The following is a 15,389-nucleotide window of genomic DNA, read 5'->3' as shown; positions in this document are numbered from 1 at the left end:
TGTGAGCTAATGGACGCGCGCGGCCTGCAGGCGCAATCAGCGGACCACGGCCCGATCAGCATAGAGAACAGCGGTATAAATGCCCTTGGACCCAGTCATGCGGACCGGCACTGACACACCCATATTGCCGACATCAGCCAGCCAGATTTGCAGGCGGATCGGCTCACGCGTTTCTCCAGGCTTTTTCTGATTGAAGCCCGCGACCTCGGTATAAGTACCCCGGCAATAGGTGGCAGGACCCTTATAGGCTGGTGTTGAGACATTCTCGATCCCGACATATTGGGTGCGAATGTCATAGCGCCGCTTGCCATCGAAAATCTTGACCGCCCCACCGCAGGCCCGCCCTGCATCACGACCTGTGACCAGTGACAATTCCATCAAGCCAGTAACGGGGTCGACCGATTCCAGTTTCTGCGCGAGTGTGGCAGGGGGTGAACCCATACTTCCCCACATGGGTGCTGCGGTCACATCAACTGACCGACCTTGAAAGGCCATGGTGATGCGACGTTTTTTGCCATTGGTTTCCTGATTGACGAAGCTGCGCGGCTTTAATTGCCCATTCTCAATCGCACCGCGCACATTGGCTACGCCTGCATCATTGTTGAACGAGGCGGCAATGCCCGACGTCCGATAGGTGGCTTCAGCGCTATAGCTATCTTTGTCCAAGCTGACTTTAAACGAGCCGCGTGCCAGTTCCAGCGGACCAATCCGGGCACGCAGCGAGATGTCCACAGTCCGTGTTTGGCCGGGCCCTAAATTGTTGAGCAGGCTTTGCGATCCAGCATTTTGGGCCAGCGACGGGGTGGCTAGAACGGCAAGTACGGTGAGCGAACCGAGCAGCGGGAGTTTCAACATCGGATCTACTTTCATCATTGGGCAGGAGACAGCTGAACACGCCATCACGGTTTGGACTGGCACCCAGATTAGGGTCACCAGTCTGAATGCAATATGATTGCTTATGGCCACAATTGCGGCAGGCTCCAACTCCGGGCTGCAGTCGGCATGGGTCAACCAAGCCCTGTGCTGAGATAAGGGCCGCTCAATCCCCCGCCACTCTAGCGGTAGGACCGACAGATTTGTTGAAGTTCACCCAGCCACGCAATTACCTCTGCCTCCAGTTCTGCAGAGAGTTCATGAGCTTGGTTCAGGCGTTGATTGATGGTGCGCGCGGCATCACCAAGTCGCTCAAACCCAAAAGTTGCCGCATTGCCAGCTTGGGCGTGGGCAATCCGGTGCAATTCCTTGTAAGTGCGCGGCTCTGCCAAGCCATAGGTCAGTTCACTCAACAGGCCAGTAATGCGGTCTTGATCAACGGCGAGACTGGAAAGATAGGTTGATTTCAGGGTCGACAAATCGGGCTTAGTTATATCCAGACGCATCATTACTCATCCTTGCTACCCATGAGCTACCCTTGAAAGATTGCTTGATTGATAAAGTGGAACCCAAACTTGACCCGATCAGGCTGAATTCTCACGAATATGGCCGCATGTCTCAGAGGGATCGACCGCCGCATGATCGCATTGCGAATAGACTTGTCATGGAAGTGTCATAAAACTGTTGTCAGATCGTCATTTTGGTGTCACCTTGCCAATTCGGGTCCTTTGCGGCCCTGATCCTGATGGCGAGGACATGCGATGAAGGGCACGATTTCAGGCTTTCTGGCTTTGGCCATTTTGACAGGCGGGGCCGCTCAGGCAGACATTGCCGACCAAAAGATCCCGGTGACAAGTTCACCTGAATTGGTTTTTCAGCAAATGGAACAAGCTGCCATCCGCATGTGTGCGGTTGCAGCGCGTACTGATCGGGTGGTGGATGAAGCTCAGTGCGTCAATACGCTCATCGCCTATGCCTTGGCTGAGGCAGACCGGCCAATGCTGACCTCGGTCGCTTTGGCTCAGCGTCCGGCTATTGCCAGCATCAAGGTCCACTTGCCTGCAGATGTCCAAACAAAAGCGCCAAGCGTTCAGTCGGCTTCAGTCAACCCCTGACCTGTTTGGACAAGCGACACTGCCTTCGACCGCTTACCCGTCGCTGAGCCGTGCCTTGGATAGTTTCGATTGACTTTCGCGTACCAACATTTGGGCGTTCCTGACGTCGCGTGCCACGTCTTCGCGGATTCTATCCAGATCGGTTTGGCTGAGTGGGTTGCAGGCTGGCACAAGGGCCGGGTTACCACAGCGCATGTCATTCTTGTCCGTGATCACGAAACGCGAAAAATCACCGCGATTGACGCGTGCAGCCAGAGTCTGACTGATCGATAATTGTCGGACGGCTTCGGCGACCTCACGTTCGAGATCGGCTTGATCAGCGCCGTCAAATGTGGCCGCTAAGGTGACATCGACCAGATCAGCCCGATCCTTTGCATCGGCCAGTTCGGCCTGGCTTAAGCCTGCTTGTGCGACAGCTTGGCGAGCAGCGGCAACAACACGGGGAATTTCGGTCTTGGCAAATAAAGCCGGGGCCGAAATCGGGGTTTGAGCACCACCCTCAGGAAACGCATCCCCATTTTCGTGCCCAGTCAGGTCCGGTGTGCGCGCAGCCATCAGCAGGGTCGGCGTAGCCTGCGCCGATCGATCGACAGACACAGGAGCCGTAATCCGCTTATCTGAGGTTTTTGCCGTTTTTGGATCTGTGCACGCGACTCGCACTTTCGCGACGACATGGGTGTCAGTGCGCAGACGAAATCGGTGCGCCGAAGCGGCCTCCCCATATGGCAGACCGAAGGCCATCATGAAGCCTTCAAAGCTGTGCGCGCGTGCTTCGGGCGAAGCCCACATGCCGTTTATCTGCCCGGCGGCAGCAAAGCTGCCCAAAAGTGTGGCAGCGGCGATCAAGGTCAATTGGCGTTTCAAATCACGTCACCCCATCGATCTTCAATGAAGTCAATTGTGTCCCGTCAGTGTTGGACCTCAAGCAGTCGTGATCGTCAACGCTCTTTTGCGTTGATGACACCTTTCTTACGCAAGTTTAACTTCGTGGTAATGCAGGGGCAGCTTTGCCACCGGTTGCGCACAGAACCGGAGCCTATTTTGGCGATTGAAGCACGTCAAATGCTGGGCGACTCAGTCGCGGCAAACTCAAATAGTAACGGGCTTTCCAACCACTTTTTGGTCGATCGCGCCAAAAATCGAGCGCCCTCGGCCATCTTCGGCCCAGATGCGCACACTTTGGCCACAGCGCAGGAAGGGGGTTTGGGCCGCCCCATGCAGAATGGTTTCCACCACACGCACTTCAGCCAGGCAGGAATAGCCCAGTCCGCCTTCGGCAATCGGCTTTCCGGGTCCACCGCCCGCATCGCGGTTTGACACCGTGCCTGACCCGACAATGGTTCCCGCGGACAGATTGCGAGTCTTGGCGGCGTGGGCAATGAGCTGGCCGAAATCAAACGTCATGTCGACACCCGTGTGGGCCCGACCCAGCGGCAGTCCGTCGAGGTCGACGTTTAAGGTCACATGCAATTTACCCTCCTGCCACAAGGGTCCGAGGCTGTCTGGTGTGACGGCCACCGGCGAAAAGGCGCTGGCGGGCTTGGCTTGAAAAAAGCCGAAGCCTTTGGCCAATTCATGTGGGATCAGATTGCGCAAGCTGACATCATTGACGAGGCAAACCAAGGCGATGTGGTTGCGCGCAGCCTCTGGGGTAATGCCCTGCGGGACATCGGTTGTTATCACGGCCACTTCGGCCTCAAGGTCACAGCCCCATGCCTCATCCGCGAGATAGATGGGGGTCCGTGGCGGCAGGAAGTCGTCAGACCCGCCTTGATACATCAAGGGGTCCGTCCAGAAGCTCTCGGGCATCTCCGCGCCACGGGCTTGGCGTACCAATTGCACATGGTTCACATAGGCAGACCCATCCGCCCATTGATAGGCCCGTGGCAGCGGTGAATGGGCTTCGCGCTCATGAAACCGTTCCATGGGCACTGCCCCGCGTTCAAGGGCGTCACTGAGATTGGCCAAGGCAGGCGCGCAACGCGTCCAATCATCGAGGGCCGCTTGCAAAGTCGGGGCAATCAATCCTGCATCGGTGCAAAAATGCAGGTCGCCAGACACCACCACAAGCCGTCCGTCACGACCTGATTTGAGCGAAGCAAGTTTCATTCTGTCGTCCTCCAGCGCCTGTCACAGGCTGCCTGTTCAGGTGGGATTGGTGATGCCGTGGCTGGCGCGGGCCTTGGCATGTAGCCAGTCCGCGTGGCGGGGGGCTTTGCGGGTCTGGGCCCATTCTTCCAGCATGAGCGGGGCAACACGGCGCAACTCGGCCATTTCCGCAGCTGTCCCGGTATCGCAGGCCAGCTCCAAGCGGTGGCCATTGGGGTCAAAGAAATAGATCGACCGGAAAATGCCATGGTCGGTCGGTCCAATCACCTCGCAGCCAAAGGCTTCCGCACGGGCTTTACCTTCAAGCAGGGCTTGCTCGCTGTCGACTTTGAAGGCGATGTGTTGGACCCATTCGGGCGTGTGGGGGTCGCGTCCCATTTGGGGCTGCTGGGGCAGCTCAAAAAAGGCGAGCACATTGCCGCCCCCGGCATCGAGGAAGACATGCATATAAGGGTCATAGGCCCCGGTTGACGGTACATGGTCTTCGGCAAAAGCGATCTGGAAGTCCATGCCCAGAACCTGCGCGTAGAATTCCACCGTTTCCTTGGCATCCTTGCAACGATAAGCGACGTGATGGATGCCTTTGAGGTGACTCATCGACCTGCTCCCAAACTCATTTCTCATCCGCGTAAATGGCGACCTGAACGGGCGCATTGGCACTCATGCGGGCGCGATACATGCCCGGCGTGTTCATGCTAAACACGGTCTGGCCCTGATCATTGATGACGATAACGCCGCCATCACCGCCCAAAGCGGTCAAGTCTTTGTGCATGACGGCATCAGCCGCCGCCTGCAGGTCCATGCCGGGCTGGCTTGCCTTGTCGCAAATCGCGCGCGCAACGCCGAGCCGAATGAAATATTCACCCGTTCCTGTGCCAGAGACGGCACAGCTTGGCGTGGCATAGGTGCCGGCACCAATGACAGGGACATCACCAACACGACCCCATTTCTTGCCTGTAAGCCCGCCGGTGGATGTGCCTGCCGCCAGCACGCCACGGCTGTCGCGCACAACGATACCGATGGTCCCAAAACGCGCCTCGCCAGAGGTGGCAGCATTGGGGCCTGACCGCACGGGCCCATCATTGGTCAGGCCCGGCGGCTTCGGTGGGATGGGCAGGTTTTGTTCGCGCAGCACCTCTTCCAAGATTTGCCAGCGTCGGGCCGTCAAAAAGAAGCTGTTGGGGACTTGCTCCAAGCCTTGTTCAGCAGCGAATTGATCGGCACCAGCTCCAATAAGAAACACGTGTGGCGTCTTTTCCATCACGGCCCTGGCCGCGCTGATCGGATGGCGGGTTGTCGTCATGCCCGCAACGGCTCCGGCTTTGAGGCCTGGCCCGACCATGACGGCTGCGTCCAGCGTGGCTTGGCCCGCGGCATCAATCGCCGCCCCACGTCCGGCGTTGAACAAGGGATTGTCTTCCAAATAGCGGGCTGTGACTTCCACCGCGTCCAAGGCGTTCCCGCCTTTGGCCAAAACATCGCCACCCATTTGAATGGCTTCTGCCAAAGCTGCGCGATAGGCCTGATCTTGTTCGGGCGTGAGGTCTTTGCGCTCAATAACGCCCGCCCCACCATGAATGGCGATTGACCAAGCTGGAATTGGGGCGGGAGGCGCGGTCAAGAAAGCATGAGTCTTGGCTGGTCCGTCGCCGAATTGGGTGGTCATGGTACAGGCACCGAGCACAAGGCCCACAAGGCTGATACTTACAATTGCCCCTACCTGTTTCATGCCTGATATCCTTTATCTGCGTTTAGCCCTGCAGCACGCCGCGCCGGATCTGGTCCAACTCGATACTCTCAAACAAGGCTTTGAAATTGCCCTCGCCAAAGCCTTCATTTCCTTTTCGCTGGATAAACTCGAAAAAGATAGGTCCAACGGCATCCTTGCCGAAAATCTGCAGCAAGAGGCCCTGACCGTCGCTGGGCGCGCCGTCGATTAGGATTCGACGCGCCCGCAATGTTTCCACATCATGGCCATGGCCGGGCAAGCGGGTGTCGATCAGGTCGTAATAGGTGTCGATTGTGTCTTGCAGCTCAACACCCCGGTTGCGCAACATATCAACCGTGGCGATCAAGTCGTCAGACCCCAGCGCAATATGCTGGATCCCTTCGCCCTTATAGCGTTGCAAAAACTCTTCAATCTGGTCGGTCTTGCCATCTTCCCCCTTGCTCTCGTTCAAGGGGATTCGGATTTTGCCACAGGGACTGGTCATTGCTTTGGAGAAGAGGCCAGAAACCTTGCCCTCAATGTCGAAATAGCGGATCTCGCGGAAATTGAAGATGCGCTCGTAATAATCGGCCCAAACATCCATCTTGCCGCGGAAGACATTGTGGGTGAGATGGTCGAGATAGGTCAGGCCCGCGCTGTTTTGCGCCTCTTTTTCAGCCGCGCCGGGGATGGGTCGGAAGTCGACATCATAAATGTTTTGCGCGCCATAGCGGTCAACCAGATAGATGAAAGCCCCGCCAATTCCCTTGATGGCAGGAATATCCAATTCCATCGGCCCGATCGGGCTGTCGACCGCCTCTGCCCCGCGCGCAATCGCCTCTTTGAATGCTTTGGCAGCGTCCTTAACCCGAAATGCCATCGCATTGGCCGACGGGCCGCGCTGTTCACGGAATTCGGCTGCTTGGCCAATAGGCTCCATATTCAGAATGAAATTGATGTCACCTTGTTTGAAGCGCACCACATTTTTAGAGCGGTGCTTAGACACAGCGGTAAAGCCCAGCTTTGTGAAGTAGGTCGCCAACGCATCCGGGTCGGGGCTTGTGAACTCCACAAACTCGAAACCATCGGTACCGAGGGGATTGTCAAACAAGTCTGCCATCATCGTCTCCAATCGGAAAGACGATGATTATAGTTTCATTTGTTACTAATTGCCAAGGGCCCGATCGGTCTATTTGGCGAGTTTTTCGGCCTGATCCTCAAGCTTGCGCAGCATGCCGTCCAATTTCTCAGCGCTTGGGCCCCCAATGGCTTCGATCAGGGCTTTTTCAAACGCAAGGGCGACGGGGGCGACGTCATCGACAATGCTGATCCCGGCATCCGACAGGGTCAATTCGACCGCGCGGCGATCTTTGAGGCTTGGTCTTGAAACCAGAAGCCCGCGCACCACCAAGGCTTGAACAGCGCGGCTGACAGTGACCTTGTCCATCGCTGTGCGGGCCACCAGACCCTGCTGTGACAGGGCCTGGCCTTCTGACAGCACAGCCAGCACCCGCCATTGCGGAATGGTCAAGCCAAATCGTGCCTCATAGGCCCGCGCGATAAGCGCACTCACCTTGTTGGAGGCCACACTCAGCCGATAGGGCAGATAGGTATCAAGGTTGAGTGGTTTCATCGTCGTCAGACAGCCTGTTTCCTGAAGACCATAGGGTCAAGTTCCAGCCGCTCCGGTCATATATGTCCCTAGCCAGCCTGGGTCTCAGGGGCGGTGCTGAGGAAAGCTGGGTGGGCGCGCGCTTGGGCATCTGCGGCGACCAGCAGCGGGAAGGGCGCAAGGTCGACGCCATAACGCCGCGCATTGTTCATTTGGGGCACAAGGCAGATATCGGCCAAGGTCGGCACATCGGCAAAAAGATAGCCCGCACCGGCTTGCCAGCCCCGACGGGCTGTTTCGGTCTCAAGCGCACCAAAGCCCTTGGCGATCCATTCTGCGCACCAGCGCGTGGTGGCAGCCTCATCAGCCCCGAAATCTGCCATGAGTTTGCGTCGCACGCCCAGATTCTGCACCGGGAAAATATCGCTTGCAACCGCATGGGCAAAGGCGCGGCACAGGGCTTTTTGCCAAGGGTCGGCCGGATAGAGACTGGGCTGTGGGTGGGTGTCTTCAAGCCAGTCGATAATGGCCAGTGACTGGGTTAGGATGCCCTGATCGGTCACCACTGCAGGTACCCGGCCTTCGGGATTGATGGCCTGATAGGCCGCCCCCAAATGATCATTGGCAATCAGCGAGACCGCATGGTTCTGGCTCGTGACACCTTTGAGGGCAAGCGCGATCCGCACCCGATACGAGGCGGAGGAATGGGAAAATGTGTGAAGTTCCAGCATGGCGGAGCGATAGCACAGCGGCCCCTGTTCTGCCAGTTCACACCACCCAACCTCATGGTCCGCCAATCGTTCAGACTAAGACTTCACACAAAATCGTGTAGTAGAGTTGTCTTGCGTTCGCGGTCTCCCAGCCTGATATTAGCGATAGTATTGCCGCAGAAGTCTGTCGGCATGATGCAAAGGAAAGACAATGAACGACCAATTCAAGTTTCAAGCTCAAGCGATCCCAGCAGGGACAACGATGGACATGTCCGTCGACGCGGGCCTGCGGAGCTTCATGTTGGGCGTCTACAACAAGATGGGCCTCGGCTTGGTTGTCTCGGGCGTGCTGGCCTATATCACCTCGTCAGTTGGCCCCGTTCGCGACCTGCTGTTTGTAATGAACGAAGGCCGTGTCGGCTACACCGGACTTGGCATGGTTGTGGCGTTTTCGCCGATGGTCATTTTGCTGTTGTCGATGTTTGCCATGCGCAACCCCTCCAAGACAGGCGCAAACCTGCTCTATTGGACGGTGGTGACGCTGATTGGTGCAGGCTTGGGCGTCTTGGCTTTGGTCTACACAGGCCAATCGCTGGCGTCGACCTTCTTCGTGACCGCATCGGCTTTTGGTGCTTTGTCGCTCTGGGGCTATACCACCAAGCGTGACCTGACCGGCTTTGGCTCGTTCCTGATCATGGGCATGTTCGGCCTGATCTTGGCCGGTATCGTCAACATCTTCCTGCAAAGCCCGATGATGCACTTTGTCATCTCTGGCCTGGGTGTGTTGATCTTCTCTGGTTTGATCGCCTTTGACACCCAGCGTCTGAAGTTTGAATATTATTATCTGAAGGGCAATGACACCGCGATGTCGGTGGCCACCAGCCTGGGTGCCCTCAGCCTCTATTTGAACTTCATCAACCTGTTCCAGTTCCTGCTCAGCTTCTTGGGCGACCGCGAATAGTCTCAAACCTCCATTCTACTCAAAAGCCCGCCGATCCTGTCGGCGGGCTTTTTCTTTTTTGCCTTCCGCTGGCTGGCTTGCCGGCCTAGGACGCAAACCGCTTAGGCCGGATCGTCAGCCTCCCCCTCATCCAGCAAATCATCGAGCAGGTCTTGCGGGCCGCCCAATGTCAGGCCGGCAACCGGGGCGCTGCCGGGTAATGTCTCAACAGCGCGGAGCTGTCGGCCCAGTACATTCTCGCGCGTGCGGGCCTGCTGGACTACAGACTTGGCCTGATCCAGCTTATCTTCGACTTTTTTCAACACACCGCCAAACTTCTCAAATTCCTGTTTGACCTTGCTCAGCACCTGCCAGACTTCGCTTGAGCGCTGCTGAATGGCCAAGGTGCGGAAACCCATACGCAGACTGGTCAAGGTTGCCATCAGTGTGGTGGGGCCAGAGACCAGCACTTTGAACTCCCGCTGCAGGCTGTCGACCAATCCGGGGCGGCGGACGACCTCGGCAAACAGGCCCTCTGTCGGCAAGAACATAATCGCAAAATCTGTCGTATGCGGTGGGGCAATATATTTGTCGGAAATGTCTTTGGCTGCGATACGAATGGCTTTTTCCAGCCCCTTTTGAGCCGCCTCGACCCCGGTAGTATCGGCCCGTTCCGACGCATCGACCAAACGCTCGTAATCTTCCACTGGCAGCTTGGCGTCGATCGGCAGCCAAACCGGTGTGGCCCCGTCATTGGGCAGGCGAATGGCAAACTCCACCCGCTGGTTGCTACCGGGCTTCACCTCAACATTTTCGGCATATTGTTCCTGGCTCATGGCCTGTTCCAACAACATGCCCAAAGTGGCTTCACCCCACGTGCCACGCGCCTTCACATTGGTCAGGACACGTTTGAGATCGCCCACACCGGTGGCAATGGTCTGCATTTCGCCCACCGATTTGAAAACCCGCTCCAATTGCTCATTCACTTGGGTGAAGGACGCCCCCAGCCGCTGTTCCAACGTGCCTTGCAGCTTCTCATCCACCGTAACCCGCATCTGCTCGAGCTTGGCTTCGTTTTCCTGCCGCAAGACATCGAGGCGGCCTTCCACGGTCTGGCGCAGCGCCAATGCCGTGCGGTCATTGGCCTCCATCATTTCCTTGATTTGGGTCTGGGCCTTGGCAAGACCCTCCGCCTGTGACCGGCCTTGGGCGGTCATGCCCTCGACCAGTGTCGTCGATAATGTGGCAATAGCCTTATTGACCTCTTCGCGCAGAGCACGACTTTCTTCCCCAGAGGCCGCGCGATATTCCGCCAGACTGGTACTGAAGCCATCCAGCCGCTCACGCTGGGCAGCGGCCATCAGATCAATCATGCGCTGGAGGTCTTGAGAGATGCCAGCCATCCGACTGGCCATTTCCTCCCGCGCTTGCGCACTTTGCCGTCCGGCTTCTTCGCGCAGGCTGTTTAAGCCCGATTGCAAGTCCTGACGGTAATCGCCAAAGCGCACATTCATGTCTTCGATCCGCCGCGCCAGCTGGTTCATCGGCCGGTTGGATCGGGTCAGGGCAAAATAGACGCTGACCACCGCGATCAATGCATAAAGACCCAGCAGTGCCAGCAGGATCCAAGTGTCAGGCGACGCAGAGGCAGGGCCAGAGGCGGGGGTCATGGAATCAATATCCTTGCACTATGATCGTGGTGAGAAAGCCTGCGCGGTCTGGATGATTGTTGGATCGACCCAGCCATCAGGATCAGTGTGTTCTGACTCTGCAGGAGCCTCAAGCAAGCTGGCCCCAGCCCTGTCACCCCTCAGACTATCGGGTTCCGCCGTCAAAATCGGACGTAGGTGCTGGCCGCCGGAGCGTTTCTAAGCTGACATGAGGATAAAAAAAGGCCGCGCCATGGCTAGGCGCGGCCACCCTCTTGCGAGAGCCAGAAAGGGCGTCTCCTCCCCGAAACGCCGCCGGACCGAAGTCCAAGCCCCTTTTGTGTGACAATCTGTCACCTTTCTGTCAAGTGGTTTGGACTCATTGTTGCAGCAATCATGCCGATTTATTGCCTTGTTCGAGTGTGTAATCGGACCACACAACATCTCTGACGGCATCGGCATAGTCGCGACAATTACCACCCCAATTCTGGGTGATTTTACCCTGATCATTCTTATACCAGGAATTACACGCCGGATCTGCCCAGACGGTCGCGGACAGCCGATCTTGTAGGCCGAGCAGGAAGCGGGCTTGGGCATCTTCTGTCACGGTGGCCACATCGACCTGCCGCGCGGCCATCCCGTCGAGCACGGCTTTGATATAGTCGATCTGACGCTCCATCATATAGGTAATGGAATTGTGGCCCAGATTGGTATGAGGCCCATAGAGCATGAAGAAGTTTGGAAAATGGGCTGTGGTGATTCCCAGATAGGCCTCGGGCCCATCGGCCCATTGATCGGCCAGACGTTGGCCATGATCGCCGACAACATCAAGGCTCCAGTGCCAGCCCGTGGTTTCAAACCCTGTGGCATAAATGATGACATCAAGATCATGGTGGACCCCTCCGGTCACTGTGATGCCGTTGGCGGTCAGCTGTTCGATGCGGGCTGTTTCAAGCGTGACATGGGGCAAGGTCAGCGCGGGATAATACGTGTCGGTGAACAAAAAGCGCTTGCAGCCGACTGGATAATCCGGTGTCAATTTCGCGCGCAAGTCTGGGTCGGCGATTTGGCTTTCCAGATGGCGGCGCGCAACCTCGCCATAGGCTGCCCGGCCTTCGGGTGTCCAACTAAAGGCCTGCCAGAAGAAAGTGTCGGCGGTATCAAAGACCAAAGCGCGGTTGCGTGCGCCAATATCCATGGCTGCAGCGGGATTGCTCATCAATAAAGCGACTTCGCTGGCCGGGATTTCACGGTCGCCGCGTGGGCCGATGTAATTGGCTGATCGCTGAAACACTACAAGCTTGCCTGCCACCTGAGCAACTTCAGGAATGAGCTGGACCGCACTGGCGGCTGAACCAATCACGCCGACTTTCTTGCCGGCAAGATCGACGGTGTGGTCCCAGGCCGCTGAATGCATGCTGGCCCCGGCGAAGATGTCCTGGCCGGGCAATGCCGGGATGGCGGGGCGATTGAGCTGGCCCAATGCGGAAATAATAGCCCCGGCCTGTAAGGTCTCACCCTGTTTGGTCGTGATGGTCCATGCGTGTGAGTCAGCCTGCCAGATGGCGGATATGGCCTCGGTTGCCAGCGACAGAAGTGGTCCCAAGTCGAATTGGGCCACCAATTGTTCGCAATAGGCCTGTAGTTCTGCAGAGCTTGGATAGGTATTGGTCCAATGGATCGCCGGGGCAAAACTATATTGATAAAGCACAACCGGCACGTCGCACGAACAACCGGGATAGGTATTTTGCGCCCAGGTTCCCCCCACTTTGCCATCCTTTTCGAGGATGCGCAGGTTATGATAGCCGGCCTGTTTTAATTGTATGGCGGCGGCCAGCCCTCCAAGACCTGCACCAATGATGACGATCGGGGTTGAATGGTCCATACGCGTCGCTCCCAGTTTTTATTGCTTGGGGCTACGATCAACCAAATCTGTGACGCACACAAGCAGCTATGCGGGCCTACTTGCATGGCAAACGGCCCGCCACAGCCAAAGGCAGGGCGGGCCGCAGGGTCAAGATGGGATTTGATCAGGCGTGGGCCAGATCAAAACGGTCGAGGTTCATGACCTTTGTCCAAGCCGCCACAAAGGCGTCGATAAAGCGGTGGGAGCCATCGCTGCTGGCATAGACCTCAGCCAACGCGCGCAATTGCGAGTTGGAGCCGAAAACCAGGTCGACCCGTGTGGCTGTCCAGCGCAAATGCCCCGTTTTGCGGTCGCGCCCGTCGAACAGGTCTGGATTGTCGGCGCGCGGCGACCACACCACACTCATGTCGAGCAAATGGGTGAAGAAGTCATTGGTCAAGACCTCCGGCCGATCCGTAAAGACACCATGTCCCAAGCCATTGGTATTGGCACCCAGCACCCGCAGTCCTGCGACAAGCACAGTCATCTCGGGGGCCGTCAGCGTCAGCAATTGGGCCCGATCCACCAGCAATTCTTCGGCTTTGATCGACAGACCCGGCTTTACATAGTTTCGGAAGCCATCGGCCACTGGTTCCATCACGGCAAAGGAGGCAATGTCTGTCTGCTCCTGGGTGGCATCCATCCGTCCCGGCGTAAATGGCACGGTGATCTGATGGCCTGCTTTGGCTGCGGCTTCTTCAACCCCGACCGAGCCAGCCAAGACAATGAGGTCGGCGAGCGAGATTTTCTTGCCAGCCCCGGCTTTGGCATTGAAGCGGGTCTGGATCATCTTCAAGTGGTCGAGGATTTTTGCCAGTCGGTTCGGCTGGTTGACCTCCCAGTCCTTTTGCGGGGCCAGTGCAAGTCGGGCTCCGTTAGCCCCACCGCGCTTGTCCGAGCCCCGGAAGGTCGATGCCGACGCCCAAGCTGTTGACACAAGGTCAGCAATGCTCAATCCCGACGCGCCGATCTCAGCCTTCAATTCTGCCACGTCGACATCATCGACCAAAGCATGATCGCGGGCAGGGATTGGGTCTTGCCAGATCAATTCTTCGCTTGGAACCCAGGGGCCCAGATGCAAAGCGCGCGGACCCATGTCGCGGTGGGTCAATTTGTACCAAGCCCGTGCAAAGGCATCGGCAAACTGGTCGGGGTTTTCGTGGAAACGCTTTGAGATCGGGCCATAAATGGGGTCAAAGCGCAGGGCCAGATCGGTGGTGAACATCACCGGGGCATGGCGCTTGCCGGGGATATGGGCATCGGGCACCGTTCCTGCCGCATCTGCCTGGGCAGGGACAAATTGGGTTGCCCCGGCCGGGCTCTTGGTTTGGACCCAGTCATAGCCGAACAGATTGTCGAAATAATTATTGTCCCAGCGGATTGGATTGGTGGTCCAAGCCCCTTCCAGACCGCTGGTGATGGTGTCAGCACCCCGGCCACTGCCAAAGCTATTGGCCCAGCCAAAGCCTTGCAGTTCCAGCGCGGCACCCTCAGGTTCGGGGCCGACATGCTTACTGGGATCAGCTGCGCCATGGGCTTTGCCGAAGGTGTGACCCCCCGCGATCAGGGCAACAGTCTCTTCATCATTCATGGCCATCCGACCGAAAGTCTCACGGATGTCATGCGCTGAGGCCAGTGGGTCTGGCACGCCATTGGGGCCTTCTGGGTTGACATAGATCAGCCCCATCTGGACAGCGGCGAGAGGATGTTCGAGGTCGCGGTCGCCCTGATAGCGCTTGTCCTCAAGCCAGCCCGTTTCCTTGCCCCAATAGATATCTTCTTCCGGCTCCCACACATCAGCACGGCCACCGGCAAAACCAAATGTCTTGAAGCCCATGGATTCAAGAGCGCAATTGCCCGCCAAGATCATCAGATCGGCCCAGGAAATCGCGCTGCCATATTTCTGTTTGATTGGCCACAGCAGACGGCGCGCCTTATCAAGATTGCCATTATCGGGCCAGCTGTTGAGCGGGGCGAACCGCAAGGTTCCAGCCCCGGCACCACCGCGACCATCACCGGTGCGGTAAGTGCCAGCACTGTGCCAAGCCATGCGGATGAAGAAGGGGCCGTAATGGCCATAATCGGCCGGCCACCAGTCTTGTGACTGTGTCATCAATGCCATCAGATCCGCCTTGAGCGCCTCAAGATCCAAGGTCGCAAAGGCGGTGGCATAGGAAAAGTCCTGCCCCATCGGGCTCGACAAGGCGGTATGTTGGTGGAGGATTTTCAGATTGATCTGATTGGGCCACCAGTCGCGATTGCTTTGCATCCCGGTGCGGGCGGGTTGGCCGCCGCCATGCATCACTGGGCATTTGCCTTGGGTTTCCATACTCTCTTCCTCTCACTGGCTGTGAACACTGGAGAGGAGCTTAGGATGGGGTGTAACATTGGTCCAATCAATTATAAAACACATTTCAATAAGATTTATCTATGTCATCGCTTGTTGCCGGGGTTAAACGGTTCGGTGCAAAGGGCTTTGATAAAAGCCGGGCCGGTTCATCACCACACCCGCGGCCTCATCCAGCGCCATCACGGCGCGCGACAACGCCATATACTCAGCCCCACCGGGTCGATAGGCTTGCGCCATACGCAGCAAATGATCTCGATACGCGCGCAGACGTTCAAATTCTTCGTCGGGGGCCGTCAGGCCATGATAGGAACGGGCAACCATGTTCTCTAGTATGTTCCTGTTTTGTTCGAAATCAAGATCGCCTCGCAGGCTAAAACGTCCGATTTCGTCGTGAAGTGACGGGTCATGTGGACAGGC

General features: G+C 57.4%; 15 protein-coding genes. 2 read left to right on the top strand and 13 right to left on the bottom strand.

The genetic code is table 11. From position 1 onward, the window contains the following. Window positions 1-36: 36 nt before the first annotated feature. Both PbB2_RS00725 and PbB2_RS00720 read right to left on the bottom strand, forming a co-directional pair. Window positions 37-933 (bottom strand): DUF3108 domain-containing protein, encoded by an 897-nt coding sequence (locus PbB2_RS00725; protein ID WP_133245666.1) that lies wholly within the window; start codon window positions 931-933, stop codon window positions 37-39. Between the two features lie 122 nt (window positions 934-1,055). Beyond that, window positions 1,056-1,379 carry an Hpt domain-containing protein gene (locus PbB2_RS00720; protein WP_192576091.1) on the bottom strand — a complete coding sequence of 108 codons (324 nt, stop codon included), beginning with the start codon at window positions 1,377-1,379 and terminating at the stop codon, window positions 1,056-1,058. A gap of 255 nt (window positions 1,380-1,634) precedes the next feature. Between PbB2_RS00720 and PbB2_RS00715 the strand changes: the two genes are divergently transcribed. Beyond that, on the top strand, window positions 1,635-1,988 hold the full coding sequence (locus PbB2_RS00715; RefSeq protein ID WP_108983372.1) for a hypothetical protein: 354 nt from the start codon (window positions 1,635-1,637) through the stop codon (window positions 1,986-1,988). A 33-nt stretch (window positions 1,989-2,021) separates the two neighbouring features. Here PbB2_RS00715 and PbB2_RS00710 read toward each other — a convergent pair whose 3' ends face one another. The 7 genes from PbB2_RS00710 to maiA form a co-directional block, all read right to left on the bottom strand. Beyond that, on the bottom strand, window positions 2,022-2,852 hold the full coding sequence (locus PbB2_RS00710; RefSeq protein WP_108983371.1) for a hypothetical protein: 831 nt from the start codon (window positions 2,850-2,852) through the stop codon (window positions 2,022-2,024). Between the two features lie 225 nt (window positions 2,853-3,077). Beyond that, complete coding sequence (locus PbB2_RS00705) at window positions 3,078-4,097, bottom strand: fumarylacetoacetate hydrolase family protein (RefSeq protein WP_108983370.1); 1,020 nt, start codon at window positions 4,095-4,097, stop codon at window positions 3,078-3,080. Between the two features lie 36 nt (window positions 4,098-4,133). Next, on the bottom strand, window positions 4,134-4,694 hold the full coding sequence (locus tag PbB2_RS00700; RefSeq protein WP_108983369.1) for a VOC family protein: 561 nt from the start codon (window positions 4,692-4,694) through the stop codon (window positions 4,134-4,136). Window positions 4,695-4,710: 16 nt separating this feature from the next. Beyond that, window positions 4,711-5,826: an isoaspartyl peptidase/L-asparaginase family protein gene (locus tag PbB2_RS00695; protein ID WP_238164786.1), complete on the bottom strand. Its 1,116-nt coding sequence runs from the start codon at window positions 5,824-5,826 to the stop codon at window positions 4,711-4,713. A 22-nt stretch (window positions 5,827-5,848) separates the two neighbouring features. Further along, the gene (gene hppD / locus PbB2_RS00690) at window positions 5,849-6,925 is read right to left on the bottom strand and encodes a 4-hydroxyphenylpyruvate dioxygenase (RefSeq protein ID WP_108983850.1); all 1,077 of its coding nucleotides are present in this window, start codon (window positions 6,923-6,925) and stop codon (window positions 5,849-5,851) included. 69 nt (window positions 6,926-6,994) lie between these two features. Next, the gene (locus PbB2_RS00685; protein ID WP_108983367.1) at window positions 6,995-7,438 is read right to left on the bottom strand and encodes a MarR family winged helix-turn-helix transcriptional regulator; all 444 of its coding nucleotides are present in this window, start codon (window positions 7,436-7,438) and stop codon (window positions 6,995-6,997) included. 68 nt (window positions 7,439-7,506) lie between these two features. Continuing rightward, window positions 7,507-8,148, bottom strand: a complete 642-nt coding sequence (gene maiA / locus PbB2_RS00680; protein WP_108983366.1) for a maleylacetoacetate isomerase — start codon at window positions 8,146-8,148, stop codon at window positions 7,507-7,509. 190 nt (window positions 8,149-8,338) lie between these two features. Between maiA and PbB2_RS00675 the strand changes: the two genes are divergently transcribed. Then, on the top strand, window positions 8,339-9,088 hold the full coding sequence (locus PbB2_RS00675) for a Bax inhibitor-1/YccA family protein (RefSeq protein WP_108983365.1): 750 nt from the start codon (window positions 8,339-8,341) through the stop codon (window positions 9,086-9,088). A 101-nt stretch (window positions 9,089-9,189) separates the two neighbouring features. Here PbB2_RS00675 and PbB2_RS00670 read toward each other — a convergent pair whose 3' ends face one another. The 4 genes from PbB2_RS00670 to PbB2_RS00655 form a co-directional block, all read right to left on the bottom strand. Beyond that, entirely contained in the window at window positions 9,190-10,737 is a 1,548-nt protein-coding gene (locus tag PbB2_RS00670; protein WP_238164785.1) for a DNA recombination protein RmuC, read from the bottom strand. Window positions 10,738-11,110: 373 nt separating this feature from the next. Next, window positions 11,111-12,601 carry a flavin-containing monooxygenase gene (locus PbB2_RS00665; RefSeq protein ID WP_108983364.1) on the bottom strand — a complete coding sequence of 497 codons (1,491 nt, stop codon included), beginning with the start codon at window positions 12,599-12,601 and terminating at the stop codon, window positions 11,111-11,113. Window positions 12,602-12,746: 145 nt separating this feature from the next. Beyond that, window positions 12,747-14,951 (bottom strand): catalase/peroxidase HPI, encoded by a 2,205-nt coding sequence (gene katG, locus PbB2_RS00660; protein WP_108983363.1) that lies wholly within the window; start codon window positions 14,949-14,951, stop codon window positions 12,747-12,749. Between the two features lie 123 nt (window positions 14,952-15,074). Beyond that, on the bottom strand, window positions 15,075-15,293 hold the full coding sequence (locus PbB2_RS00655) for a hypothetical protein (protein WP_108983362.1): 219 nt from the start codon (window positions 15,291-15,293) through the stop codon (window positions 15,075-15,077). Between the last annotated feature and the right edge of the window lie 96 nt (window positions 15,294-15,389).

The sequence above is a fragment of the Candidatus Phycosocius bacilliformis genome (assembly GCF_003112735.1).
In the GTDB taxonomy this organism is placed as follows: domain Bacteria; phylum Pseudomonadota; class Alphaproteobacteria; order Caulobacterales; family Aquidulcibacteraceae; genus Aquidulcibacter; species Aquidulcibacter bacilliformis.
This window is presented reverse-complemented; position numbering and strand designations above follow the sequence as displayed.